The organism is Aquisediminimonas profunda (assembly GCF_019443285.1).
GTDB classification, from domain to species: Bacteria; Pseudomonadota; Alphaproteobacteria; order Sphingomonadales; family Sphingomonadaceae; genus Aquisediminimonas; species Aquisediminimonas profunda.
The window spans coordinates 2,805,277-2,829,103 of sequence record NZ_CP080327.1 but is presented as its reverse complement, the minus strand read 5'-3'; the positions used below and the strand labels follow the sequence as shown (position 1 = coordinate 2,829,103).

Annotated in this window: 24 protein-coding genes and 1 tRNA gene; 11 read left to right on the top strand and 14 right to left on the bottom strand. The window is 59.2% G+C overall.

Translation table 11 applies throughout. From position 1 onward, the window contains the following. Window positions 1-38: 38 nt before the first annotated feature. From K0O24_RS13995 to moaA, 3 genes are all read right to left on the bottom strand, one after another. Window positions 39-113, bottom strand: a tRNA-Asn gene (locus tag K0O24_RS13995). 54 nt (window positions 114-167) lie between these two features. Continuing rightward, window positions 168-944, bottom strand: a complete 777-nt coding sequence (locus K0O24_RS13990; RefSeq protein ID WP_219893320.1) for an NAD kinase — start codon at window positions 942-944, stop codon at window positions 168-170. Continuing rightward, on the bottom strand, window positions 941-1,933 hold the full coding sequence (gene moaA, locus K0O24_RS13985) for a GTP 3',8-cyclase MoaA (protein ID WP_219893319.1): 993 nt from the start codon (window positions 1,931-1,933) through the stop codon (window positions 941-943). The genes K0O24_RS13990 and moaA overlap by 4 nt, the downstream gene beginning before the upstream one ends. A gap of 83 nt (window positions 1,934-2,016) precedes the next feature. On the opposite strand from moaA, the gene K0O24_RS13980 reads away from it, so the two are divergent. Next, window positions 2,017-4,092, top strand: a complete 2,076-nt coding sequence (locus K0O24_RS13980; protein ID WP_219893318.1) for a putative bifunctional diguanylate cyclase/phosphodiesterase — start codon at window positions 2,017-2,019, stop codon at window positions 4,090-4,092. Here K0O24_RS13980 and K0O24_RS13975 read toward each other — a convergent pair. Next, window positions 4,085-4,981, bottom strand: coding sequence for a tetratricopeptide repeat protein (locus K0O24_RS13975; RefSeq protein WP_246611027.1), 897 nt, complete (start codon window positions 4,979-4,981; stop codon window positions 4,085-4,087). The two genes, K0O24_RS13980 and K0O24_RS13975, sit on opposite strands and share 8 nt — an antisense overlap. A 197-nt stretch (window positions 4,982-5,178) precedes the next feature. On the opposite strand from K0O24_RS13975, the gene K0O24_RS13970 reads away from it, so the two are divergent. From K0O24_RS13970 to K0O24_RS13955, 4 genes are read left to right on the top strand one after another with little or no spacing between them, the layout of a single operon-like run. Next, entirely contained in the window at window positions 5,179-7,629 is a 2,451-nt protein-coding gene (locus K0O24_RS13970) for an NAD(P)-binding domain-containing protein (RefSeq protein WP_246611026.1), read from the top strand. Continuing rightward, on the top strand, window positions 7,629-8,516 hold the full coding sequence (locus K0O24_RS13965) for a hypothetical protein (RefSeq protein WP_219893315.1): 888 nt from the start codon (window positions 7,629-7,631) through the stop codon (window positions 8,514-8,516). The genes K0O24_RS13970 and K0O24_RS13965 overlap by 1 nt, the downstream gene beginning before the upstream one ends. An 11-nt stretch (window positions 8,517-8,527) precedes the next feature. Continuing rightward, window positions 8,528-10,357, top strand: coding sequence for a cytochrome c3 family protein (locus tag K0O24_RS13960; RefSeq protein ID WP_219893314.1), 1,830 nt, complete (start codon window positions 8,528-8,530; stop codon window positions 10,355-10,357). A 13-nt stretch (window positions 10,358-10,370) separates the two neighbouring features. Continuing rightward, window positions 10,371-11,219 carry a phosphodiesterase gene (locus tag K0O24_RS13955; protein ID WP_219893313.1) on the top strand — a complete coding sequence of 283 codons (849 nt, stop codon included), beginning with the start codon at window positions 10,371-10,373 and terminating at the stop codon, window positions 11,217-11,219. On the opposite strand, the gene truA is transcribed toward K0O24_RS13955, so the two are convergent. Together truA and fmt are read right to left on the bottom strand one after the other, a co-directional pair. Next, entirely contained in the window at window positions 11,216-11,959 is a 744-nt protein-coding gene (truA, locus tag K0O24_RS13950) for a tRNA pseudouridine(38-40) synthase TruA (protein WP_219893312.1), read from the bottom strand. The genes K0O24_RS13955 and truA overlap by 4 nt on opposite strands. Then, entirely contained in the window at window positions 11,956-12,864 is a 909-nt protein-coding gene (gene fmt / locus K0O24_RS13945; protein ID WP_219893311.1) for a methionyl-tRNA formyltransferase, read from the bottom strand. Before fmt ends, truA begins: the two co-directional genes overlap by 4 nt. Before the next feature lie 53 nt (window positions 12,865-12,917). Between fmt and recR the strand changes: the two genes are divergently transcribed. The 3 genes from recR to K0O24_RS13930 are packed head-to-tail and all read left to right on the top strand — an operon-like array spanning window position 12,918 to window position 14,531. Beyond that, on the top strand, window positions 12,918-13,514 hold the full coding sequence (gene recR / locus K0O24_RS13940; protein WP_219893310.1) for a recombination mediator RecR: 597 nt from the start codon (window positions 12,918-12,920) through the stop codon (window positions 13,512-13,514). Window positions 13,515-13,545: 31 nt separating this feature from the next. Next, window positions 13,546-14,073 carry a peptide deformylase gene (gene def, locus K0O24_RS13935; RefSeq protein WP_219893309.1) on the top strand — a complete coding sequence of 176 codons (528 nt, stop codon included), beginning with the start codon at window positions 13,546-13,548 and terminating at the stop codon, window positions 14,071-14,073. A gap of 35 nt (window positions 14,074-14,108) precedes the next feature. Next, a complete protein-coding gene (locus K0O24_RS13930; RefSeq protein ID WP_219893308.1) occupies window positions 14,109-14,531 on the top strand; it encodes a GFA family protein in 423 nt (140 codons plus the stop codon). Window positions 14,532-14,544: 13 nt separating this feature from the next. Here K0O24_RS13930 and K0O24_RS13925 read toward each other — a convergent pair whose 3' ends face one another. Beyond that, the gene (locus K0O24_RS13925; RefSeq protein ID WP_219893307.1) at window positions 14,545-14,781 is read right to left on the bottom strand and encodes a PspC domain-containing protein; all 237 of its coding nucleotides are present in this window, start codon (window positions 14,779-14,781) and stop codon (window positions 14,545-14,547) included. A gap of 365 nt (window positions 14,782-15,146) precedes the next feature. Between K0O24_RS13925 and K0O24_RS13920 the strand changes: the two genes are divergently transcribed. Then, a complete protein-coding gene (locus K0O24_RS13920; RefSeq protein ID WP_219893306.1) occupies window positions 15,147-16,475 on the top strand; it encodes a DNA recombination protein RmuC in 1,329 nt (442 codons plus the stop codon). Here the strand turns inward: K0O24_RS13920 and K0O24_RS13915 are convergent. From K0O24_RS13915 to K0O24_RS13885, 7 genes are read right to left on the bottom strand one after another with little or no spacing between them, the layout of a single operon-like run. After that, window positions 16,472-17,275 carry a TrmH family RNA methyltransferase gene (locus K0O24_RS13915; protein WP_219893305.1) on the bottom strand — a complete coding sequence of 268 codons (804 nt, stop codon included), beginning with the start codon at window positions 17,273-17,275 and terminating at the stop codon, window positions 16,472-16,474. The genes K0O24_RS13920 and K0O24_RS13915 overlap by 4 nt on opposite strands. Next, complete coding sequence (locus K0O24_RS13910; RefSeq protein WP_219893304.1) at window positions 17,276-17,551, bottom strand: HPr family phosphocarrier protein; 276 nt, start codon at window positions 17,549-17,551, stop codon at window positions 17,276-17,278. It abuts the gene before it with no gap. Next, on the bottom strand, window positions 17,548-17,955 hold the full coding sequence (locus K0O24_RS13905) for a PTS sugar transporter subunit IIA (protein ID WP_219893303.1): 408 nt from the start codon (window positions 17,953-17,955) through the stop codon (window positions 17,548-17,550). The genes K0O24_RS13910 and K0O24_RS13905 overlap by 4 nt, the downstream gene beginning before the upstream one ends. Then, window positions 17,952-18,905, bottom strand: a complete 954-nt coding sequence (gene rapZ, locus K0O24_RS13900; protein WP_219893302.1) for an RNase adapter RapZ — start codon at window positions 18,903-18,905, stop codon at window positions 17,952-17,954. The genes K0O24_RS13905 and rapZ overlap by 4 nt, the downstream gene beginning before the upstream one ends. Beyond that, window positions 18,902-19,333, bottom strand: coding sequence for an HPr kinase/phosphorylase (locus K0O24_RS13895; protein ID WP_219893301.1), 432 nt, complete (start codon window positions 19,331-19,333; stop codon window positions 18,902-18,904). Before K0O24_RS13895 ends, rapZ begins: the two co-directional genes overlap by 4 nt. A gap of 5 nt (window positions 19,334-19,338) precedes the next feature. Then, window positions 19,339-20,901 (bottom strand): sensor histidine kinase, encoded by a 1,563-nt coding sequence (locus K0O24_RS13890; protein ID WP_246611025.1) that lies wholly within the window; start codon window positions 20,899-20,901, stop codon window positions 19,339-19,341. Next, on the bottom strand, window positions 20,849-21,577 hold the full coding sequence (locus tag K0O24_RS13885) for a response regulator transcription factor (protein ID WP_219895654.1): 729 nt from the start codon (window positions 21,575-21,577) through the stop codon (window positions 20,849-20,851). The genes K0O24_RS13890 and K0O24_RS13885 overlap by 53 nt, the downstream gene beginning before the upstream one ends. A gap of 170 nt (window positions 21,578-21,747) precedes the next feature. On the opposite strand from K0O24_RS13885, the gene K0O24_RS13880 reads away from it, so the two are divergent. Both K0O24_RS13880 and K0O24_RS13875 read left to right on the top strand, forming a co-directional pair. Continuing rightward, window positions 21,748-23,346 carry a phosphoenolpyruvate carboxykinase gene (locus K0O24_RS13880; protein ID WP_219893300.1) on the top strand — a complete coding sequence of 533 codons (1,599 nt, stop codon included), beginning with the start codon at window positions 21,748-21,750 and terminating at the stop codon, window positions 23,344-23,346. Between the two features lie 42 nt (window positions 23,347-23,388). After that, window positions 23,389-23,826 carry a hypothetical protein gene (locus K0O24_RS13875; RefSeq protein WP_219893299.1) on the top strand — a complete coding sequence of 146 codons (438 nt, stop codon included), beginning with the start codon at window positions 23,389-23,391 and terminating at the stop codon, window positions 23,824-23,826. The last annotated feature ends 1 nt before the right edge of the window (window position 23,827 follow it).

Below are 23,827 nucleotides of genomic sequence, written 5' to 3'. Positions count from 1 at the left end.
CAATGCAGCGCAATTGTGCGAGTCACCGTGGGACGGAATGGCTCCCCGGGCCTGATTCGAACAGGCGGCCGTCCGATTAACAGTCGGATGCTCTACCGCTGAGCTACCGGGGAATATCGCCGAAACGAGGGGGCCTATTAGCAACGCGTGGCCCGAATGCAACCCGCTTAAACGACAAATTGTTCCATCGTGATGCGATCGTCGAGTGCGTGTTCAGGGTCGAACATGAAAGTGAGTGCGGCGGCCCGGTCGATCGCAACGTCAATCTTGCGGACATCCCGGACTTCGCGCTGATCGGCGACGGCGCTCACGGGGCGTTTCACGGCATCAAGAACGCGGATGCTGACGCTTGCTGTTTCCGGCAGGATCGCGCCGCGCCAGCGTCGGGGCCGAAACGGACTGATCGGCGTCAAGGCGAGGAGGCCTGAACCGAGCGGAAGAATCGGTCCCTGGGCCGAGAGATTGTATGCGGTGGAGCCAGCTGGTGTCGAAACCAGCACGCCGTCGCAGACCAATTCGGCCATGACCACGCGGTCATTCAGCGAGACTTCGAGCTTTGCCGTCTGCCGCGTTTCGCGCAACAGGGACACTTCGTTGATGGCCGGTAATTTGATCCGTTGGCCTTCGATCGTTTCGGCTTCCATGCGCAGAGGCGAAACGCTGAACCGTTTTGCCCGCGCAATCCGCTCATCAAGGCCGTCCGTGCGCCACTCGTTCATCAGGAATCCGACGGTTCCCAGATTCATGCCAAATACGGGGACAATGCGTGCATCCTCGAGCATCGCGTGCTGAACCTGGAGCATGAACCCGTCGCCGCCGAGGGCTATGACCAGTTCAGCATCATCGAGCTCAACCCAGTCCCGTTGCGAACGCAAGGCATCGGCTGCTGCTTGGGCTTCGTCTGTCGGCGACGCCAGCAGAGCCCATTTCTTCTCGGTGTTCATCCGCCGGTTACACTCATGTGGCGCGCAGTGGCGGGGGTCGTGAGGTCGAATGTATGCCGACGCGGCTTACGCCCCATCGCGAGGTCAACCGCTGCATCAACGGCAGCCGGGTCTCCCGAGCGCAATGCCGCGCGAAGGTCGACATTGTCCTCATGTCCAAGGCACATGTACAATTGGCCGGAGGCGGATACGCGAATGCGATTGCAGCCTTCGCAAAAATTGGCTGTCAGCGGCGAAATCAAGCCAATACGGTTGCCAAGTTCCTGCACCTGCCAGTATCGAGCCGGGCCGCCCGTGCGATGTGCGCTTGGGATCAGGGAGTAGCGAGCGGAAAGTTCGTCTTGCACCTGTGTAAGCGGCAGAAAGCGATCGGTCCGATCTTCGTCGATCATGCCAAGCGGCATGGTTTCGATCAGGGAAAGATCAAAGCCTTGCTCCGCGCACCATTCGAGCATCGGCAGGATTTCCTGATCATTGAGCCCCTTCAGAGCGACCATATTGATCTTGATGCGAAAACCGACGTCCTTCGCAGCGGCAATGCCATCCAGCACGCGGGCCAGGTTCCCAAGTCGCGTGATATGACTGAACTTCTCGGGATCCCGCGTATCCAGACTGATATTGATACGCTCCACGCCTGCCTCGCGCAGCCCTTGGGCGTGATCGCGCAGCCTGCTGGCATTGGTCGTCAATGTCAGTTCATCAAGGCCTTTGCCAAGCAATCGCCCGATGTCGCGAGCAACGTCGACGGCCCCCCGTCGGGCAAGTGGTTCGCCGCCGGTCAGCCGGATTCGCGTTACCCCGCGTGCGACAAATGCCCGTGCGAGCGTACCGATTTCTTCGTGGCTCAGAATCTCCGATCGCGGCAAAAACTCCATGGTTTCTGCCATACAGTAGCGGCAACGCATGTCGCAGCGATCCGTCAGAGACAGCCTGACATAGCTGATTCTGCGTCCGAATTGATCGTTCAAGACAGGTGAGGCGGAGGTCATGACGCGGTGCTAGGCCGAGAGAGAGCGTCGAGCAAGCAGATTGGGGAGTTGGCCTGCGACGCTGGGCAAGCTATCAACCATACATGGGGCACACTGAACCGTCTGACAACTTTATCTCTGCGCAGGCAGGCGCGGCAGAAGCGCCCCTTTTCGTGCTTTCATTTCGGCACCGCGACGAGCTTGCCTCTGCTGTTTCCCTTGCAGGGTGGCACGCCATAGCAGCGCGCCGAGCAGACAATGCAGAACAGCGATTCCTTGCAAGTTCTGCCATGATGGCGGTGGTCGATGCGCGTGGCGCATTCGATGACGGGCTGGCAGCAGTCCGATCGCTTGCTGATGCCGTTGAAATCAATGCGGCGTCCTTGCTTGTTCTTGTGTCGCGGACGGACGTGGATCGTCTTGATGAGCTTTTTGCTGCGGGGGCCACGCACTATTTGGCCAGCCCATTCAAGGACCAGGAACTGCTCCAGACCCTGCGTTTTGCAGAACGCCATGCGGTGCGCCTTGCGGGAGGACTCCGTGCGATTGAACGCAGGCGGGAAATTGACGTCGATGGTGTTCTTGCCTGGCAGGCAAATTTCCAGACTGGGCGCGCGACGGTCAGTGAGGCCCTGCGCAGACGACTTGGCATTGCGTCACGCGACATTGGCATGTTCGCGTTACTTGACCGGCTGAAGAATCGGGATCGCAGGGCAGGGCGCATGGCCATTCGCCGTATCTTCGGTGACGGCAGACCAACGGCCTTTACCCACATGCTGGCAGATAGCGGCAATGGCGAAGAACGGGTTGCCCAGCACCTCCGGCTCGATCGCGCACGTGGCTTGCTGTTCGGAACCATTGAGCGGCTTGACCATGACAGTGCGGCGCTGGCGCGGGGCGGCCGTGACGCCCTGACTGGTTTGCGTGATGCAGCCGCTGCCAGACGGTGGATAGAAGTGCGCCTTGGCGGCGGGAAATTCTACGTGCTGCTCTTTCACATCACGCGTTTCGAAATGATCAATGCAGCATTCGGCCGTGACACGGGAGACGCATTGTTGCAGTCAATCGCCCGGCAGATCGGACCACTGGTCAGTGAACTTGGTGGCAAGCGGTCAATCGTTGCCCGAACTGCGGGCGCGGAATTCATTATCGGGATTGAGGGGGCCGTTGAGCCTGAACGGGTCGTGCTTTTGGCGGAGCAATTGGCTGCGCAAGTCGAGCGACCGCAGCTCACCGGCGCTCATCTGATTGCGCTGTCCAGTCGGGTCGGTATCATAGAAAACCACGGCGATGACGAAAGCGTCAGCGACCTCTTGCGTCGGGCCAGTGCCGCGCTGGCCGAAGCGAAAGTGTCAGCCGATGGCCGTGTGCTTATGGTTTCGCACGAAAAGCATGAAAACGCGGCACGTGACCAAGCGTTGCAGGCGGACCTTCGCGGCGCGCTGGATCGTGACGAAATCGATATCCTTTTCCAGCCGCAGGTGTCGATAGCAACCGGCAAGGTCGTCGGCGTCGAGGCGCTTGCACGGTGGCGTCATCCGGAACATGGCGAACTAGGTGCGACAACTCTTTTTGCCGTTGCAGAACAATCCGACTATTTGCAGGCCCTCTCCGCTCATATTCAGCAGCGTGCGACGCGACTTGCAGCGAACTGGCCTAAAACGCTCGCGAATCTCCGCATGTCGGTCAATGTGACTGCGGGCGACATTGGTTTGAAGGATTTTGCGGCAAATTTCCTCGCCATGGTTGATGCGAGCGGCTTTCCGCGCCGGCGCCTGACGGTGGAAATTACCGAGAGTGGTCTTATTCGGGACCTCGCGCCTGCAGCGACGCTATTGGCTGATTTGCGCGCCGGGGGATGTCGCGTGGCAATTGATGACTTTGGGACGGGCTATTCAAGCCTTGCTTATCTCAAGGCCCTTCCGCTTGATTATCTCAAGATCGACAGCAAGCTTGCTCAGGACATCACGGGTTCCACCCGCGACCGCATCGTGGTGCGCGGCGTGATCGACATGGCCCGTGCGCTTGGCCTTGCGGTCATTGCTGAAGGCGTGGAAACGGAAGAGCAACTGACCTTGCTCGCGCGGGAAGGCTGCAACTATTATCAGGGATTCCTGTGCTCGGAGGCCGTGACGACAAGCGGGCTTGAGCGTCTTGTCGCAGAATGGGCTGTCAACTGATGCCAAGGCTGCGCGCGGCGTCATCAATCTGCCGGAGCGTCGCAGCATCCTGATTGAAAGCCGCACGGGCATTTGAATAGGCCGCAGTAGCTCGGGCTGTTTGCCCAAGCGACATGCGGCTTCGCATCAGCATGATCCAGCCTTGTAAATTCCTCGGATTGGCCTTCAATTTTGCCTCAAGCCCATCAACCATCGACTGGATCATGGCATCTTGCTGGCCCTTGGGCATCTGCGCGGCGGCTTGCATTTCCTGACGACTTGGTCCGGGAATGGCAGCGGTTGCAATCGCTGCCCCATCGCTCGGTGCGGGCTGCTTGAGCGCAGACAGGCGGCTCGCAACTTCTATCTTTTCCTTCGCGCCAACCTGCTGGATCAGGCGACGGACATCCTGCTCCCATGGCGCACCTGCTGGCGTGTCTGCGAGCAAGGCCAGCCATGCCTCAATTGCTCCCCTGTGGTCGCCTGACAGGTCCCGATCAACGCCCAAGAAATAACGGGCGCGCGGATCCTTTGGAGCAATCGCGAGAGCCCTTTCGAACGCTTGCTTCGCTTCGGCTGGAACATTGCCCGGGCCCGCCATCACCCTGGCTTCGCCAAGAGCGGACCAGTAATCTGCGTTGCGCGGATCAACCTGCACGGCGCGCGCATAGGCAGTCGCGGCCTCAGCGAATTTGCCGTTCTGGAAAAAAGCGGAAGCTAGTGTGCCCCAGCCGTTTGCATCCTTGGGATTGTCCTTCAGTCTTGCTTCCAGACGAGAAATGGCTGCGACCGGATCTGGGGTGACCGCACCTGTCTCGAAGGCGGCATCGGGTTCATCCACCGAAACGTGCCGGCTGATGGCCAGTCCTACCGCAGCTCCTGCGACTAGGGCAGACATACCCAGAATCATCCGGGTTCCCCTTGAAGTTGTGCTGATTGGTTTTGTCATGCCCGCCTGTTGCTGAGCCTGTTGCTGAAATTTGCAGTTTGCAGTCTAGCGCCGAATGATCAAGATGATAGAGTGCGGTTCAGGGTCCGCACCTGAATTCGTCTCGAGCCTGCGTATCGGCAGGTGGTATGGGGTCAGTGCAGTGGGGGGTGGGAACTTTGTCGCAGCCATTGCGGATCGCAATTGTCGGTTCCGGGCCCGCTGGCCTGAGCGCGGCTTCGCGTGCGGCGAAACTCGGCCTTTCTCATATCCTGCTCGAAAAGACGGATCATCTTTCTGATACGATCTACAAATATCAGAAGGGCAAGCATGTCATGGCGACGCCAAGCCAGCTTGTGCTTAGGTCCGACGTCGACTTTGCGGCTGGCAAGCGCGAATCCGTGCTTGATACGTGGGATCTTCAGACCGCGGCCAACAATGTCAACGTCCGCAAGAATGCAGAGATCAAGGCCATCACCGGCAAAAAGGGCGACTTCAAGCTTGAGCTGACCAACGGTGATATCGTGACTGCCGAGAACGTGATCCTTGCGATTGGTACGCAAGGCAATCCGAACATGTTGCGCTGCCCGGGTTTCGACCTGCCGCATATTCAGTATCAGCTCGACGATCCCGGGGAATATATTGACGAACATATCAGTGTAGTCGGGGGCGGCGACGCGGGGATTGAGAATGCTCTCGGGCTGGCAGCAGATCCAGAACAGCGCAACATCGTCACGATCGTCAATCGCGGCCCTGAATTTTCAACCGCGAAAGACGCCAATGTCAAAGCCTTGTTCGCTGCCCGCGATGCAGGGAGAATCATCGTCAGGGCCAACACAACGCCAACAATGGTGGAGCCGGGTTTCATCACATTTGATACAGCAGATGGCGAAGTTCGGGTTAAATGTGACAGGATCATCGCGCGCATGGGTTCGGCCCCACCGCGGAAGTTTGTCGAAAGTTGCGGAGTCGAATTCACGAGTGACGACAGGGTCTCCTATCCGAAGCTGACCCCGACCTTCGAGACGACGAACCCCGGCATATTCGTGATCGGCGCGCTCGCCGGCTACCCGCTGATCAAGCATTGCATGAACCAGGGCCATGACGTGGTCGAGTTCATAAACGGCAATACGGACCTGAAGCCGGCGGACGAGCCGATCCTCGAAGCCAAATTCAAGGGCCTTCCGGGCAAACGAAGTGTTGACGAATGGCTCGAATTCCTGCGTTCGAACATTGTAATCCTCAATGATCTCTCTCCGCTCCAAATGCGAGAATTCATGCTGGATTCCGAAGCGCGGGCCTATCGCAAGGGTGAAACCATCTTCGTCCGGAATGACCCAGGGTCTTCCCTTTTCGGCATCGCCAGCGGCTCCGTCCTTGTACAGGTTGACCCGGTCGATCCAAGCAAAACTGTTCCAATCGAAACAGGCCTGATCGTGGGAGAGGTCGGCCTGATTTCAGGGCGTCGACGGGGCGCGACTGTGGTGGCTGCCGAGGACAGCATTTGCGTTGAAGTGTCACGCTCCGCAGCCCTGAAGCTTCAGTCCTCGGTCCCAGCCGCCAAACGAGCGATTGAGCGCATATCAACAGAGCGGCAGTTGCTGCAGATGTTCGGCTCCGGACTCAAATCCGAAGATCTGAAGGAGGTGCTCGACAGCTATGAAATCCTGACGGTCAGCGCGGGCAAGCCGATCATCTCGGAAGGCGAAGAAGGCGATGACATCTACGTCATTCGTCAAGGCTCGATGGTTGTGGAGAAAGCCGTGGGCGGAAAGCCGGTCTTTCTCAATTACCTCCCCGCCGGGTCTTACGTCGGCGAAATGGCACTGATCGGGGGAGGCCTTAGGACAGCGACAGTCCGGGCTGCAATCAAGTCCGAAGTGATCAAGCTGCAGGGCGCTGCGTTTCGCACGCTGCTTGCGGCCAAGCCTCAGCTTCTGGACAAGCTGCAAAAGGACATGGCCAGTCGACAGGACATCAATGCCTTTATCGAGGCCAAGAAAGACAGTTTCTCGGGCGTCGTCGATATGTATTCCAACGTCGCCAATTTCCTGGTTGAAAACGGTATCGGCGAGGCAACCGACGTTCTGCTGATCGACGAAAACCTGTGCGTCGGATGTGACAATTGCGAAAAGGCCTGCGCAGACAGTCATGATGGGCTGTCGCGTCTCGATCGCGAGGCTGGCCGGACCTATGCGCATCTGCACGTTCCCACATCGTGTCGGCATTGCGAACATCCGCACTGCATGGCCGATTGCCCACCCAATGCCATCCACCGAGGGCCGGATGGCGAAGTGTTCATCGACGATACCTGCATCGGGTGTGGCAATTGTCAGCGCAATTGCCCTTACAAGGTGATCCGGATGGATTCCGTTCCGCCGAAGAAGCCGAGCCTTTTGAGCTGGCTGCTGTTCGGAAAGGGTCCCGGGCCTGGAGAGCCGAGCAAGGCCTGGTCCTATGCCAACAAGGACCCAGCTGAGGAAAAGGCCAAGAAGGCCATCAAATGCGACATGTGTTCGGGGCTGGAAGGTGGTCCTGCCTGTGTTCGGGCCTGCCCGACCGGAGCCGCGATCCGTGTCGCGCCAGAGCAATTCCTTTCCGTCGCACGGCTTGAACGGGAGGATCGCTGATGGCCAGCGAAGCCCCGCGCCGTGCGATGCAGACCGGCCGAATCCGCAGTGACGGTGCGCATGACGGTTTCCTGCGCCACAACAATTTCCAGTGGCTTAAGGTTGCGGGTTCGGTCTCGCTGCTTGCGATCCTGGCCTATCTGCTGATTGATGTGCAGCCGCGCCCGAATGGGGGAAGCTGGTATGGTTATATTCTGGGCACTGTAGGCGCCGGGTTGATTGTCTGGCTGACACTTCTCGGCCTGCGCAAGCGGACAATGACTCCGGGAGCGTGGTCGCTCAAGGCCTGGACGTCGGCACATGTCTATCTCGGGCTCAGCCTGATCGTGATTGGGACGCTTCATACCGGTTTCCAGTTTGGATGGAATGTTCATACGCTGGCCTATGTCCTGATGATGTTCGTTATCGTGTCGGGAATTTTTGGCGTTTCCGCCTATGCGACCCTTCCCCGAGCCATGAGTGCCAACCGCGACGAGATGACCGAAGCTCAAATGCTGGAAAGCCTCCGTGCGATCGACAGGCAACTTCATGAAGCTGCACAACCCCTTGAGCTCCGTCAGGCTGAACTGGTCCGCTCCTCGCTTGAGCAGGATCCCTTTGGCGGCAGCTTGTGGCAGCGCCTGTCCGGCAATTATCCGGACTGCGAGACGCGCGCGGCCCAGGCTGCGGTCCGCACCGAGAATGCCTACAAGCCGAAATTGGGCAATGATCCCTTGGAAAAGGTCGATGCCCTGCTTTCGCGCAAGGAAGCGATGCTTGCACGCGTGCGGCGACACCTTCGGCTGAAGGCGCTTCTAGAAATCTGGCTCTATGTCCATGTTCCCCTCACATTCGCGCTGCTGGCGGCCTTGTTCGCGCACATCATCAGCGTTTTCTTCTACTGGTAGGGGCGGGGCCAATGACCTTCATCGTCCGCCAGCTGTCCCGCACTTCCGAAGGGCGTGAAATCGTCCGCACGGCCCGGCATGAAGCGGATTCCATTGCAATCGGTCGCGATGCCAGCAGCGAAATCCATCTCGCCGATCTTGCGGTCGAACTTCATCATGCGCAGGTCAAAATGCAGACCGGTGGCGAGCTGGAGATCGACTCCACCTGCGGTCTGCCATTCGAAATTGAAGGGCGCAGTGCGCTGCAGGCCCGGATCGATCCCGCAGTCGGGGCGGAACTTCGCTTCGGCGGACATCGCATAGGCGTTTCTGCAGAAGATGGTGCCGCTGTCCTGACCGTCGAGCGGGTCGAGGCTCTTTCGGATGCAAGCGAAGCGAAAGAGGAAATCGGGCTGTTCACGCTCAAAGGCTTGCTGCCGGGCCGCAGGCCTGTGGCGTGGAGCCTGATTGGCGCTGTGCTGTTGATCTTCCTCATCTGGCCCATTTTCACCTACGCGACATCTCACGGAGTGGCGAAGCGCTCTCCCGGCTTTCATGCCGACCGGATGTGGTCAAGTGGGCCGTTGAGTATTGCCCACAAGAGCCTCATGAACAATTGTCAGGCTTGCCATGTGAACAAGTTTGAAGCTGTACGGGATACGGCCTGCATGACCTGCCACAAGGATGATGCTCATGCGCATGCGGATCCCGCCCGGATCGCGTTGGCCAAGGAGCCGCCCGGGATCGGGGGGCGCATAAAGGGCCTGTTCCAGACCGCATTCAACCATCCGGCGGGTCGTTGTGTCGATTGCCATACAGAACATGAAGGCGCCGGCCGCATGCCGCCCACAGCTCAGGCCTTCTGCACGGATTGCCATGGTTCGCTGAATACACGGCTGACGGATACCAAACTCAAGAACGCAGATGACTTTGGAACGGATCACCCGGAATTCATGCCCGCTGTGACGGCCGGCACAGACGCGCGGGGCAATCGGCTGTACCGTCGCGTTTCATTCAACGCACATCCGGTGGACAATAATGGCCTCAAATTCCCGCATGCCATTCATCTTGCCAGGGGCGGCAGCATCGCCCGCATGGCCCAGACGATGAAGGCAGACCAGGGCTTCGGAGATAGCCTCGCCTGCAAGGACTGTCACACGCCGACGGCTGACGGTACGCGGTTCAGGCCAGTGGAAATGGAACGCAATTGCGGCATGTGCCACAGTCTTGCGTTCGACAGGATCGGCGGGACGTTCCGAACCCTGCGCCATGGCGATCCGGCGCAGGTTGTTGCCGATCTTCGCGCCTTTTATCGCTCGACAGGGCCAGACCGGCCAATCAGCCTGGGCGGAATGGCGCGGCGCAGGCCGGGCGACTATGCAGCGGCTGAGACATCACAGGATTATGTTGCAGGTGCCCGGGCCTATGGCGGGCAGGCAGAGGAGGCAGTGCAGGCCGTCTTTTCGCGCGGCGGGGCATGCTTTGATTGCCATGTTGTGACGCCCACAGGAAATGGATCGGCGCCCTTCCACATCGGCAAGGTTTACCAGCCGGATCGTTATATGAAGAAGGGCTGGTTCGATCATAATGCGCATCGCTCGGAAGCCTGCACAAGTTGCCATGCAGCAGACAGGTCAAAGGCGGCGACCGATTTGCTCCTGCCGGATCTGGCAAGTTGCCGCACCTGCCATGTTGGAGAAAGCGGCAGTCGGTTGAAACCCGTCAAGACACCGGTCGAATCCAGTTGCGCAATGTGCCATGATTACCACATCGATGCAGGCGCGCCTTGGCTTGCTCGCCAAAAAGTCGATCGGACGAAGGGCCACGCGCAGGGTCGCGGAACTCTTGCGAGCGCCCGATGAAGGCCCGCTTTCCATGCTGATCGCGCAGGTCACGGACATTCACCTGGGTTTCGAGCCGGACAACCCCGAGGAATTCAATCGGCAGCGCCTTGATCAGGTCGTCCGCCGCCTGTCAGCCCTCTCGCCAAGGCCGGACGTGCTGCTTGCGACCGGCGACCTTGTCGACCGTGGGGATTCGGAGTCCTATCGCCGTCTGCGCGATGCCTTTGCCGGATGCCCCTTTCCGGTGCTGTATTGTCTTGGGAACCACGATCTTCGCCAAAATTTTGTCGAATGCTTTCCGGAAACGCCGACGGCTGACGGCTTTGTCCAGTATGAGCATGAATTGTCAGGCCTCCGTATCCTGTTTCTTGATACTCTGGAGGAAGGGCGTCACGGCGGAGCCTTTTGCGAAACGCGGGCCGCGTGGCTCAAAGCGCGTCTGGCGGAAAAGCCGGACGTGCAGACGCTGATCATCATGCATCATCCGCCGGTTGAAGTCGGAGTCGAATGGATGAACACGCACCCCGATGAGCCCTGGGTTCATCGCGTTGCCGACGCGGTAGATGGTCACGATCAGATTGCCGGCATCATCTGCGGCCATGTCCACCGCCCGATCTCGGTCGGCTGGCGCGGGAAGACGATTTCCATCTGCGCGTCAACCGCCCCGCAAGTGGCGCTCGACCTCAGCCGGATCGACCCCGAAAAGCCCGATGGCCGACCCATGATCATTGCCGATCCACCCGCCTATGCGCTGCACAGATGGAATGGCAGGGAACTGGTAAGCCATTTCGATACCGCCGAAGATCATGACGTCCTCGCGCGTTTCGACGCGACGATGCAGGATCTGGTTCGGAACCTGCTCAATGAGCGGCCGGTTTAGGCTGGGTAACGTGCCTCGACGAAATAGAGGCCATCGGGCGGGGCGTTGAAGCCGAGCGCCTTGCGGTCCTTTGCATCGAGTGCGGCCTTGAGGTCCGCGGATGACCATTGTCCGCGCCCAACCATCATGAGGCAGCCGACCATCGAACGGACCTGATGGTGGAGAAACGAGCGTGCAGAGGCCGCGATCTCGATCTCCTCACAGAACCGCCGGACATCAAGGACGTCGAGCGTCTTGACCGGGCTTGCCGACTGGCAGTGCATCGAGCGGAAGGTCGTGAAATCATGATGTCCGACAAGCACTTGCGCCGCTTCGTGCATGGCATCGCTGTCGAGCGCCTGCGGCACGCGCCAGGCACGTCCCTTGTCCAATGCCAGTGGTGCGCGGCGATTGATGATCCGATAGAGGTAACGCCGCCCGATGCAGGAAAACCGGGCATGCCAGTCATCCGCAACCGGCGCGCAGTCGAGCACAGCAATGGGATAGGGCCGGAGCTTGGCATTGATGCCTTCCATCAGGCGGAACGCTGTCACCGTCTTGGTCACGTCAAGATGCGCTGACATCGCTTCAGCATGAACTCCGGCGTCCGTTCTACCCGCGGCATGCAGGATGATGCTCTCACCGGTAATCGCCTTGCCAGCATCCTCGATGGCCGCCTGCACGCTTGGCCCGTGGGGTTGGCGTTGCCAGCCCATGAAGGGTCTGCCGTCATATTCGATCGTCAGGCGAAACCGTGTCATGCGAGCCGCGTTCCCACCGGGATCTTGAGCCCGCGGAGCAATTCTGCGGGCGTCATTGCGGCTTTCCCCGCGCGTTGAATGAGTGTCGGCCGAATGACCCCGGGATTGCACTGGATGCCGAGTGCATCGTCGATCACTTCGCCGGGCCGGGCGCTTTCGCTCATTTCAGTCTTTGCGGCGAGAATGCGGAAACGCTCTCCTGCAAGCTCGAAAAAGGCGCCGGGTGCCGGAGCAAAGGCCCGGACCTGACGTTCGACCTGCGGCGCACTCACAAGGAAATCGATCCGCGCTTCTGCCTTGTCGATCTTGGTGGCGTAGGTCACGCCGGCATCCGGCTGCGGCTGCGGTGGATAGGCTTCCGGTTCGGACAGGACCTGAACGAGCAATTCTGCCCCAAGGTCAGCCAGCTCAGCCGTCAGCGCACCGGCAGACTTGTCCTCAATTGGCGTTGAAACGGTTGCGAGCATCGGGCCGGTGTCGAGGCCGGCCTCCATTTGCATGATCGTCACGCCCGTTTCGGCATCCCCGGCAAGGATTGCCCGCTGAACCGGTGCCGCACCGCGCCAGCGCGGGAGCAGCGATGCATGGACGTTGACGCAACCCAGTCTTGGTGCATCAAGCACGGCTTGCGGCAGGATAAGTCCATAGGCCGCAACCACGGCAATATCGGCGTTGATTGCGGAAAACTGGCTTTGAGCATGGGTATCGCGCAAGCTCGTTGGCGTCATGACGTCAATACCGAGTGCCTCGGCGCGCCGCTGGACAGGCGAGGGCGTGAGCGATTTGCCGCGCCCGGCCGGCCGCGGCGGCTGGGTATATACGGCGACCACGTCATGCCCGTTTGCGACAAGCAAATCGAGACTCGGCACCGCGAATTCGGGCGTCCCCATGAAAATGATCTTCATTCGTCCCCTCAACCCCTTGGCAGGACAATGTGCAAGCCCCTATCGTGTCAGCAATGGCAAGCCACGAGATAGAGACACTGGTTCAAGCGCTCGCGCGGCTCCCCGGCCTGGGCCCGCGTTCGGCGCGTCGGGCCGTGCTTTACCTGTTGAAGAAGCGGGAAGGGGCGCTGGCGCCGCTACTGCGGGCGCTCGAGAGTGTGAATGACCGGCTCGCTACATGCGAAACCTGCGGCAATGTCGATACGACCAACCCGTGCGGCATTTGCGCTGATCCGCGACGCGATTCGCGAATGCTCTGCGTGGTCGAAGATGTGCCGGACCTGTGGGCGCTCGAACGCTCGCGCCTATTTCCCGGCAAGTTCCATGTGCTCGGCGGCAAATTGTCGGCGCTCGACGGGGTGCGACCCGAGGATCTGGGCATCGACACCCTGATTGCCCGCGTTTCGGGCGGCGAGGTCGATGAAGTGGTGCTGGCGATGAATGCGACGCTCGATGGGCAGACGACTGCGCACTATCTGGCCGAACGCCTCGAATCGCATCCCGTTCGCATTACGCAACTGGCGCACGGCCTGCCGGTCGGCGGCGAGCTCGATTATCTGGATGATGGCACGCTGGCCCAGGCGTTGCGCGCCCGGCGCCCGGTCTCTTGACCCGTAACGGCAGAATTCTTACCTGAGGCGCATGGCCATTCTGCCCATCATTGAAGCGCCCGATCCGAGGCTCAAGACCGTTTCCACGCCGGTGGAAGCGTTTGACGAGGCTTTGCAGACGTTGATCGACGATATGTTCGAGACAATGTATGACGCTCCCGGCATCGGCCTCGCGGCAATCCAGGTGGGTGTTCCGAAGCGGCTGCTCGTCATGGATCTTCAGGAAAAAAATGAAGAAACGGGTGCAACCATCCGTGAACCAAGGGTTTTTATTAACCCCGAGATACTGCAGACGTCAGAGGAAATGTCGGTCTACAATGAAGGCTGCCTGTCGGTTCCTGACCAGTATGCGGATGTCGAGCGGCCAAAGACGGTTCGCGCCCGTTGGCTCGACCGCGACGGCAAACGCCATGAGCAGGAGCTCGACGAAATGCTGGCGACGTGCCTCCAGCACGAAATGGATCACCTCGAAGGCATCTTGTTCATTGACCATTTGTCCAAGCTGAAGCGGGACATGGTCCTCAAGAAGTTGCAAAAGGCGCGCCGTCTCGCAGCCTGAGTTCTCCGTTTCCGTTCAAGAAGGAGAGTATGACAATGGCATATACCGGAAGCTGCTTTTGCGGAGCAGTCACGATCGAGGCCGAGGGCGAGCCAGAGGGCATGGGATATTGCCATTGCGCATCCTGCCGTTCCTGGTCAGGTGGGCCCGTCAACGCGTTCTCGCTTTGGAAGCCCGACGCGATCAAAGTGACGTCCGGAGCGGAGAATATCGCGACGTTCACAAAGACTCCGCTCAGCGAGCGCAAATACTGCGCGAAATGCGGAGGCCACCTGATGGCGAACCACCCGCCGCTTGGGCTGATGGACGTGTTCGCGGCGACTTTGCCCGGCCTCGCGTTTCAGCCCGGCGTTCACATCAACTATGCGGAAACGGTTCTGCCGATGAAGGATGGCCTTCCCAAGCTGCGCGATTTTCCCGCTGAATTCGGGGGAAGCGGCGAGGCTATCCCCGAATAGGCCGCAACGCCCCTCAGGCGGTAACTTGCCTCTGCTGTTTCCCGCGCGAGCCTGGGAACAGCAGGTGGGAAACCAGCACGAATACGCCTGCGCAGGCATAGGCGATGATCACGGCTTCGGGATTCCAAAGCAGCGATACGCCAAGGATCAACCGCAGGAACAGCGGGTTGAAACCGAAATCATGACCGAGCGCGGCACAGATGCCCAGGAGATTTCTCTCGTCGGTGATGAATGAACGAACTTGCTGCATGATCTTGCTCCTCAAATGGTTGAGCCGGTTCGGCCCGTGATTTCGAATGTCCAAAAGCAGTTATCGTGCCAAAATGGAGAGATGGCGGAATTCTGCGGCTTTCTCTCAACACTGCCCGAAATTTTGCGAATGCGATTGGTCTCCTGCACCAAATGTTGGCAAATGATGCAAGATGCCCTTTCGGGCAGAATCGCTGTTGCTCCGTGCGATCGTGCCTCCCATTCGTCAGCAATTTCTCGCGATTGCGTTTCATGATTGAGGGGCCAGAGAGCCAAACTTGATCGGGTGGCTGCATTCAGGCCCGGGTTGGCGGCCCGCAAGATTTTCGCTTTCCTATTTGATTTGTTCCATCTACGTTCCGAATCATGAGCGCTTTCACTGCTGTCATTCTGTGTCTTTTTGCATTGGCCGGTGGCGGGCTGATCGGTTGGCTCGTCGGCGGGCGCGGGGCCGGCGCTTTGAAGGCCGAACGCGACCTGCATCTTGAGAATTTCAAGGCAGCCATCCGTGATCTCGAAACAGCTATCGAGGAGCGGGATTCTGCGCGGATAGACGCCGTGAAGCTTCGGGCTGAGCACGATGCTTTCGAAGCGCGGCTGGCCGAACTGCGCGAGGCAAAGGATGCCCTTTCCGCGCAGTTTGCTGAAGTCGGGAACCGATTGCTGAGTGAAGCGCAGCGGCAATTTCTCGAGCGCGCGGATCAGCGGTTCAAGCAGTCTGAAGAAAGCTCGGGGCAGGTGCTCAAGTCGCTCCTGCAACCCGTCAATGAGCGGCTCCAGCGCTATGAGGAGACGGTGGCGAAGGTCGAGAAGGACCGGTCTGAAGCCTATGGCAACCTTCAAGGCCTGATGGAATCGATGCGGATCGGGCAGGAATCGGTGCGTGCCGAGGCGGCCAAACTCGGCAATTCATTGCGCAATGCCCCCAAGGCGCGGGGCCGCTGGGGTGAACAGCAGTTGCGCAACGTGCTCGAAACCTGCGGGCTTTCGGAACATGCAGATTTCCAGACCGAAGTCAGCGTGGAAAGCGGGGAGGGGCGCTTGCGCCCCGACGTCATCATTCGCGTGCCGGGGGGCCGCAACCTCGTTATTGACGCGAAAGTCTCGCTCAATGCATATCAGGATGCGTTTGAAGCTGGCGAGGACGTCCACCGCCAGGCAGCCCTTGCAGCCCATGCAGCGGCGATGAAGGCGCATGTGAACACGCTTGGGCAGAAGGCCTATCAGGACCAGTTCGAGGATACGCCCGACTATGTCATCATGTTCGTGCCGGGAGAACATTTTCTTTCCGCTGCGCTCGAACAGGATGCGGATCTCTGGGATTTTGCCTTTGCCAAGCGCGTGTTGCTTGCAACGCCGACAAACCTGATTGCTATTGCGCGGACCGTTTCTGCCGTGTGGAAACAGGAAAAAATGGCCGGTCAGGCGCGCGAGATCGCTGAACTCGGCAAAGAGCTTTACGCTCGCCTGTCGACAATGGGCGGGCATGTAGGGCGAATGGGCAAGAATCTGGATACGGCTGTGTCTGCCTATAACGCACTCGTCGGCAGCCTCGAATCTCAGGTGTTGACGCAGGCGAAGCGCTTCGAAGAGCTGAATATCGATACCGGCGGCAAGGCAATCGAGGCCTTGCCCATTGTGGAGCAGACAACGCGGCCGCTGGTGAAGCTTGTCTCTGGTGGTGAACAGACCTAGCGCGGGCGTCGCTGGTTCAAGACTTCATAGGCCATCACAGCAGTCGCCATTGCTGCGTTGAGGCTGTCCGCCTTGCCCAGCATCGGCATCTTCACAAGAAGATCGCACTCTCTCTCATAAGCCTCTGGAAGGCCTTGTGATTCATTCCCGATCAGAAGGAAGGTCGGGGCCTCATAGTGCGGGTCCTGATAGTCGTTCTCTGTGTTGAGACTTGTGCCCACGAGTTGGCCAGGACCCGAGCGGAGCCAGTCGAGAAAATCCGGCCAGCGAGCGGTTGAAACTTTCTGCGTGAAGATCGCGCCCATGCTTGCGCGCACCGCTTCAACCGAAAAGGGGTCGGTGCAATCATCGATCAGGATCAGACCGCCAGCACCAACAGCGTCTCCGGTCCTCAGAATTGTGCCGAGATTGCCGGGATCGCGCAATCGCTCCGCCACCAGCCAGATTCCGGCGGCAGTCCTGTCGAGCGCCGCAAGCGGTGTCAGCATTTCAGGGTAGACGCCAATTACTGCGCCGGGATTGTCCTTGCCGGACAATTTCGAGAGAATATCGGTTGAAGTAACGAACACCTCGCCACCAGCCGCTTCGGTCGCATGAGCGAGTTTCTCGAGTAAAGGATGGCCAGCAGTTTCAGGGGCATGCCAGAGCATGCGCGGTGCGATGCCGGCCTCCAGCGCCTCAGTCAGTATTCGCAAGCCTTCCGCCAGAAACAGTCCCTCAGCGCGACGGTGCTTCTTGTCTCGCAGGCTCTTGACCTGCTTGACCAGAGGATTCGAGAAACCGGTGATTTCGCGAGGCACTCACTCCGCCTCGTGAAATTTTGCCTCGACCAGTTCCGCGAGCGAGGTCACAGCGGCCTCTGCTCCATCGCCGTCTGCGCTGATGGTGATCTCGTCTCCCATCGCAGCGCCCAGCATCATCAGTCCCATGATCGATGTCCCAACGACTTTTGCGCCGTCCTTTTCGACTTCAACGCGCGCGCCAATGCCGCTCGCCATGGTCACGAACTTGGCACTCGCCCGCGCATGGAGGCCGCGCTTGTTGGTGATCAGGACTGTGCGGACCACGGCACTCATGCGGCAGCTTCACCCAGAACTTCCGATGCGACCGAAATATATTTGCGACCTGCCTCTCGCGCCGCGGCAACGGCTGCAACGACGCTCATTGTCCGCCGTGCACCCTCAAGACGGATGAGCATGGGGAGGTTGACCCCTGCAATCACTTCGATCCGGCCTGATTCCATGAGAGAAATGGCCAGGTTTGATGGTGTGCCGCCGAACAGGTCTGTCAGGATGATTACGCCGCGACCCTGATCGACACGAGCGACGGCTGCGGCAATATCGGCGCGGCGCGCCTCCATATCATCATCTGGGCCGATACAGATGCTTTCAACGGCATCTTGCGGTCCAACCACATGTTCCATTGCCGTCACGAATTCTACCGCGAGACGGCCATGCGTCACCAACACCAACCCGATCATCGATTTTTCGCCTGCAAACCTGTCTGTTCTTGCCCCCGTCCTGACATTGCCTCGAACGCGTCGTCCGCAGGAAGGTCAAGATCTCGGTGCACTATGGTGGGGGAAAATCCCGCGTCACGCAACCGGGTAGACATCATTTCGGCAAAGTGAACCGATCTGTGTCTCCCTCCGGTACACCCGAACGCGACTGTAACGTAGGATTTTCCTTCTTCGCGATATCGCGGCAGCAGGAACAGGAGCAAATCTGCTATGCGGGAACTGGCTTCGGCATAGGCCGGGTCGGCACGGACATGGAATGCGACGCGTTCGTCCCGCCCCGTCAAGGGACGCAACTCGTCATCCCAATGGGGATTGCGGAGGAAGCGCATGTCAAAAACAAGGTCTGCGTTGCGAGGCAAGCCCCGGGCAAAGCCGAAGGACATGACCGTGAGCGCGGGGTCAGCCTCTCCATGCAAGGCAAAGCGATTGCGGAGCTCTAGTCGCAGATCGTTGGTGGTGCTCGCCGTCGTGTCGATGACCTGATCTGCCGAACGCCGCAACTGAGCAATGAGTTCGCGTTCGCGGGCGATGCCATCGCTAGCGGGCCGATCCGGGGCAAGCGGGTGTCGCCGACGCGTTTCCGAATAGCGTCGTTCGAGTTCCGCACCCGAGCAGTCGAGAAAAAGAATCACGATATTCTCGCGGTTCAATTTGCGCATGGCGGCAACCCGCTCAAGGATCGCTCCGGCGTCGAATCCGCGCGTTCGACTGTCGATGCCGATCGCCAAAGGCCTGCTGCCCTGAGCACCCGCTGGAGGTTGGGTTTCCAGAAGGCGAGCAAGCAGGGCAAACGGCAGATTGTCGACGACCTCCCAGCCCATATCTTCAAACGTCTTGAGCGCAGTCGACTTCCCGGCGCCTGACATGCCAGTCACGAGCAGAATTCTGTCCGGGCGTGCGCCAGCGTTCATTCCCCGACAATTCCCTTTAGCAGCAGCTCGACCTTGATCGGAGCCGAGGCCTCATAGGCTGAAATTGCAAATGTAGGGACCTCAATATCTGCCAATAAACGCGTCAAGTCTGGCTCCGGCATGCGGGGTACGGGTTCGTCGATGTCGATCACCAGCGCCACAGGCACTGCCGATTCATGTGGCATTTTCACCAGTCCGATACCGCGGACTTCTATCCTGCCGCGAATGGTTTCAGGCGGCGAGGCAAGGAGCTTTCCATCCGATCGCGTCACAATCGTGTAATCATCGCTGACCAGCACCGCACCTCGGTCAATCAACCGCAGGGCAAGGTCTGATTTTCCGCTTCCTGGCCTGCCTGAAATCAGAATGGCATGTCCGTTGATGGACACGGTTGACGCATGAACAGTTTCGGACGAGAGCGCAGTCATACCGGCTATACCTCCAATGCGGGCAAGCGGAATTCGATCCGCGCGCCCTGCTGACCGGGCTCGCGTGAAACAGCTTCAATGGTGCCATTGTGGCCGTTCACGATCGTCCGGGCAATCGAAAGACCTAGACCGGAATGCTTTCCAAATGCTTCATCGCCACGCCTGTCGCTATGAAAACGTTCGAACACGGCTTCGCGGGCATTTTCCGGTATCCCTGGCCCATCATCATCGACCGTCACGATCACCTGTTCGAAGATGCGGGTTGCAGCAATCCGGACGACTCCGCCTGGCGGTGAAAAAGAAATCGCGTTGGCGAGAAGGTTTTCGATGACGCGGCTGAGTTGGGAAGGATCGCCCATGACCATGGCTGTTCCAGCGTGGGGACGGGCGAATGCAATTTCTACATTGTCCGGCTTTGCTCGTGCCTTGTGCAACTGAAGCAGATTCTCGATCAGTTTGCCGATGTCCACTGGCTCGAAGCGGGTTCGCGCCAGCTTGGCATCAATGCGTGAAAGATCGGCGATGTCGGTAATCAGCCTGTCCAACCGGTAGACATCTTCTTTGATGATATCCTGCAGTTGCGCTCGCAATTCGGGCTTTGTCACAGTCCGCAAACCCTCTGCAGCGGAGCTCAGCGACGCGAGCGGGTTCTTGATTTCATGGGCAACGTCCGCCGCAAACGCCTCTGTGGCATCGATGCGTTGCCGCAGGGCATGTGTCATGTCCGAAAGCGCCCGGGCCAGGCGGCCAATCTCGTCGTTGCGGGATGGCAGTCGCGGAACATTGACTTCACGATCCCGCCCGGCCTGAACCCTGACCGCGGCGGAGACGAGAAGCTGCAGCGGCTTGGCGATGGTCCGCGCCAGAAATAGCGAAAGAAGCACCGAAAGAAGGCTGACCAGGGCAATGACATAGCCAAGCCGGGTCCGCTCGGCGCGCACAAAGCGTCTGATATCGCGGGCGTTGCGGTCTGTTCTCAGCAACATCGGCTGTCCAGCCGCAACAGGGGCCGTTGCCCAGATCATGTGTGTCAAGTCGGGAGCGATAAGCCAGCCTTGGGCATTAGCCGGCCATTTGTCAGGTGACGTGAATCCTTCGAATTTCGGAGGCTCTCGCGCATCGACGACAAATTCGATGGCCTCATCCAGCCAGCGGGCGACGTGCCGCTGCCAGGACTCGGTATCGGGGTCAATAAGCGTGAAACTGGGACCTTCAGCCCAACTGTCGGCCACAATATGCCCATCGCGGTCCGCCAGGCGCACCCGCGCTCCAGTCTGGCGCCCGATCTTTGCGACGAAGGATTGGCGCTCAGGCAAAGTCATTCCGTCCATTGCCGTCGACATTAGACGTGCTTCTGCAGCAGCCTGGCTGACCCGCTCGACAATCAGGCGCGAGCGATAGCTGTCGAGGTAGAAGAAGCTGCCCGCCAAAAGGGCCAGCGCGAAGACGTTGACCGCAAGTATCCGCTGGCGCAGCGAAAGGCGCCCGGACCAGTCAAGTCGCGACCCTGCCGGTTCAATTGCCTGTGAAGCGATATCCGGCCCCGTAGAGTGTATCGATTGCGTCAAATTCCGGATCCACCTGACGAAACTTGCGTCTCAGTCGTTTGATATGGCTGTCGATTGTGCGGTCATCAACATAGACATCGTCCTGATAAGCGGCATCCATCAGCTGGTTTCGGCTTTTCACCACATCCGGCCGATGTGCAAGCGCTTCGAGGATCATGAATTCGGTCACTGTGAGGGAAACGTCCTTGCCATCCCAATGCACCCTGTGCCTCGCCGGGTCCATCTCGAGCCTTCCGCGAACAATGGCGGCAGTACCGCCGACAATATCTTCGGATTTTGCGTTCCGCCGGTTTTCAGCCCTCCGCAAGACGGCCCGTACCCGCGCAATCAACAAGCGTTGCGAGAATGGCTTGGCTACGTAATCATCAGCCCCGGTAGCAAAGCCCAGTTCTTCATCAATCTCATCATCCTTGGACGTCAGGAAGATGACCGGCATCTGAACCTTTTCCCGAAGCCTCTTGAGGAGCTCAAGCCCGTCCATCCGCGGCATCTTTATGTCAAAGATGCCAAGGTCGGCGGGATTGGCGATCAACGCCTTGAGTGCAGACTCCCCGTCGGGATAAAGCCGGGTGCGAAATCCCTCGGACTGAAGCGCAATGGACACAGATGCGAGAATATTCCTGTCATCATCGACCAGCGCAATCGTGCAGTCAGATGTTGCGCTGTCGTCGTCCATCATCGCCATCACCCAAGCATAGGCGACACACCTGAGCGCATCAACACGTTCGGTTAGGCATAATTTCCCCCTGACGCGTTTGACGCGCTTTCCTGCCTCCCTTATGCGCGCTCTCGACTCGGCTTTGTGCGAACGTGCCGACTGTTCTTTGACCGGAATGGAGATTTACCGTGGCCGACAGCGCTTCCAACAACCCTCTTGCGAAGCAGGGGATTGCGACTTCCGCAACGCTGTTCTGTAATCAGGGCACTGCCCAGCTGATTGAATTGGCTGTTTCGCGAAACGAGGGACTTCTCTCGGCCGACGGTGCCTTTGTCGTTGCGACAGGAAAGCACACTGGGCGTTCGGCTTCGGACAAGTTCATCGTGCGTGATGTGGAAACCGAAAATACTGTCTGGTGGGGCAAGACAAACGTAGCGATGTCGCCCGAACATTTTGCTGTGCTGAAGGCAGATTTCCTTGCCGAAGTCGCAAAGCGCGAAACACTTTTCGTTGCTGACCTGTTTGGTGGATCGCAGCCGGAGCATCGCGTCAACGTCCGCGTGATCAATGAACTTGCCTGGCACAACCTGTTCATCCGCACCTTGCTTGTGCGGCCAAAAGCTGAGGAGCTGGAAGGCTTCTCGCCGGACTATACAATCATCGATCTGCCGAGCTTCCGCGCCGATCCTGCGCGCCATGGTTGCCGCAGCGAAACAGTGATTGCAGTCAACTTCAGTGAGAAGCTGATCCTTATCGGCGGCACTGCCTATGCCGGCGAAATGAAGAAGTCCGTCTTTGGAATTCTCAACTATCTGCTGCCGACCAAGGGCGTCATGCCCATGCATTGTTCGGCCAATATTGGCCCGAATGGGGATACGGCAGTCTTCTTCGGGCTTTCCGGTACAGGCAAGACCACGCTTTCGGCCGATGCCAGCCGGACGCTGATCGGCGATGACGAACATGGCTGGTCGGACACAGCCGTGTTCAATTTTGAAGGCGGTTGTTATGCGAAAATGATCCGCCTGTCTGCGGAGGCCGAGCCCGAAATCTACGCCACCACCAAACGCTTCGGCACAGTTCTCGAGAATGTTGTGATCGACCCAGCCACGCGCCAGATCGATCTGGACGACGACAGCCTGGCGGAAAACAGCCGCGGGTCTTATCCGATCGACTTCATTCCGAATGCATCGGAAGAGAATATGGGCCCCGTGCCCAAGAATATCATCATGCTGACCGCGGATGCCTATGGCGTTCTCCCGCCGATTTCAAAGATGACGCCCGACCAGGCGATGTATCACTTCCTGTCCGGCTATACCGCGCGCGTTGCGGGGACCGAGATTGGTGTGACGGAGCCTACGGCGACGTTCTCGACCTGTTTTGGGGCACCGTTCATGCCCCGGCATCCGAGCGTCTATGGGAACCTGCTGAAGGAGCGGATTGCAAAGGGCGGTGTTTCGTGCTGGCTCGTCAACACGGGCTGGACCGGCGGATCCTATGGCACCGGCAGCCGCATGCCGATCAAGGCCACGAGGGCACTGCTCAATGCCGCACTCGACGGCAGCCTTGCCAATGCCGAATTCCGCAAGGATCCGAACTTCGGCTTTGAAGTGCCCGTCGCGGTTGATGGAGTGGACAGCGCGATTCTCGATCCGCGCAGCACTTGGGTCGACAAGGCGGCTTATGACGCAACGGCGCAAAAGCTGGTGCGACAATTCATCGATAACTTCGCGCAATTCGCGGACCATGTCGATGAAGGCGTCCGCCAATCGGCGCCAAAAGCTGCCTGAACGCCCGGGAAATTCCGGGCTCTAAAGAGAGAAAGCCCGGAAATGACCGACCATAGCCCAAGACTGTTTTCAACTGATGCCGAGATCACAAGGATCGGCAAAGGCCTCCTCGCGCGTACGCTTCCCAAGGAGACCTGGACCCATGAAGCGCATCTTGCAGCGTGCACCTGGATCGTGCGCGATTGCCCGGAAATCAATCCCGAACATGACTTGAGAGAGATCATTTCGCGCTACAACGAAAGCGTCGGTGGCGTGAACAGCGACACGGAAGGCTATCACGAAACGATTACCCAGGTCTTCATTGCAGCGGTGCGCGATCACCTGAGCGAACGACCCGGTGAAGAGAGCCTATGCGCATGCGTCAACGCGCTTCTGGTGTCCGACCGCGGTCGGAGGGACTGGCCGCTGCGCTTCTACACAAAGGAGCGGTTATTTTCGGTCGAAGCTCGACGGGGATTTGTGGCGCCGGATCTGGGGTGAC

What these genes read in the sequence shown, in the direction of transcription:
- K0O24_RS13885 (WP_219895654.1), bottom strand. Translation starts at nt 21,577, where the DNA reads ATGGACGACGACAGCGCAACATCTGACTGCACGATTGCGCTGGTCGAT.
- K0O24_RS13990 (WP_219893320.1), bottom strand. Translation starts at nt 944, where the DNA reads ATGAACACCGAGAAGAAATGGGCTCTGCTGGCGTCGCCGACAGACGAA.
- rapZ (WP_219893302.1), bottom strand. Translation starts at nt 18,905, where the DNA reads ATGAACGCTGGCGCACGCCCGGACAGAATTCTGCTCGTGACTGGCATG.
- K0O24_RS13975 (WP_246611027.1), bottom strand. Translation starts at nt 4,981, where the DNA reads ATGATTCTGGGTATGTCTGCCCTAGTCGCAGGAGCTGCGGTAGGACTG.
- truA (WP_219893312.1), bottom strand. Translation starts at nt 11,959, where the DNA reads ATGACACGGTTTCGCCTGACGATCGAATATGACGGCAGACCCTTCATG.
- K0O24_RS13875 (WP_219893299.1), top strand. Translation starts at nt 23,389, where the DNA reads ATGACCGACCATAGCCCAAGACTGTTTTCAACTGATGCCGAGATCACA.
- K0O24_RS13980 (WP_219893318.1), top strand. Translation starts at nt 2,017, where the DNA reads ATGGGGCACACTGAACCGTCTGACAACTTTATCTCTGCGCAGGCAGGC.
- fmt (WP_219893311.1), bottom strand. Translation starts at nt 12,864, where the DNA reads ATGAAGATCATTTTCATGGGGACGCCCGAATTCGCGGTGCCGAGTCTC.
- K0O24_RS13905 (WP_219893303.1), bottom strand. Translation starts at nt 17,955, where the DNA reads ATGATCGGGTTGGTGTTGGTGACGCATGGCCGTCTCGCGGTAGAATTC.
- K0O24_RS13910 (WP_219893304.1), bottom strand. Translation starts at nt 17,551, where the DNA reads ATGAGTGCCGTGGTCCGCACAGTCCTGATCACCAACAAGCGCGGCCTC.
- def (WP_219893309.1), top strand. Translation starts at nt 13,546, where the DNA reads ATGGCCATTCTGCCCATCATTGAAGCGCCCGATCCGAGGCTCAAGACC.
- K0O24_RS13955 (WP_219893313.1), top strand. Translation starts at nt 10,371, where the DNA reads ATGCTGATCGCGCAGGTCACGGACATTCACCTGGGTTTCGAGCCGGAC.
- K0O24_RS13920 (WP_219893306.1), top strand. Translation starts at nt 15,147, where the DNA reads ATGAGCGCTTTCACTGCTGTCATTCTGTGTCTTTTTGCATTGGCCGGT.
- K0O24_RS13930 (WP_219893308.1), top strand. Translation starts at nt 14,109, where the DNA reads ATGGCATATACCGGAAGCTGCTTTTGCGGAGCAGTCACGATCGAGGCC.
- K0O24_RS13960 (WP_219893314.1), top strand. Translation starts at nt 8,528, where the DNA reads ATGACCTTCATCGTCCGCCAGCTGTCCCGCACTTCCGAAGGGCGTGAA.
- K0O24_RS13925 (WP_219893307.1), bottom strand. Translation starts at nt 14,781, where the DNA reads ATGCAGCAAGTTCGTTCATTCATCACCGACGAGAGAAATCTCCTGGGC.
- recR (WP_219893310.1), top strand. Translation starts at nt 12,918, where the DNA reads ATGGCAAGCCACGAGATAGAGACACTGGTTCAAGCGCTCGCGCGGCTC.
- K0O24_RS13965 (WP_219893315.1), top strand. Translation starts at nt 7,629, where the DNA reads ATGGCCAGCGAAGCCCCGCGCCGTGCGATGCAGACCGGCCGAATCCGC.
- K0O24_RS13895 (WP_219893301.1), bottom strand. Translation starts at nt 19,333, where the DNA reads ATGACTGCGCTCTCGTCCGAAACTGTTCATGCGTCAACCGTGTCCATC.
- moaA (WP_219893319.1), bottom strand. Translation starts at nt 1,933, where the DNA reads ATGACCTCCGCCTCACCTGTCTTGAACGATCAATTCGGACGCAGAATC.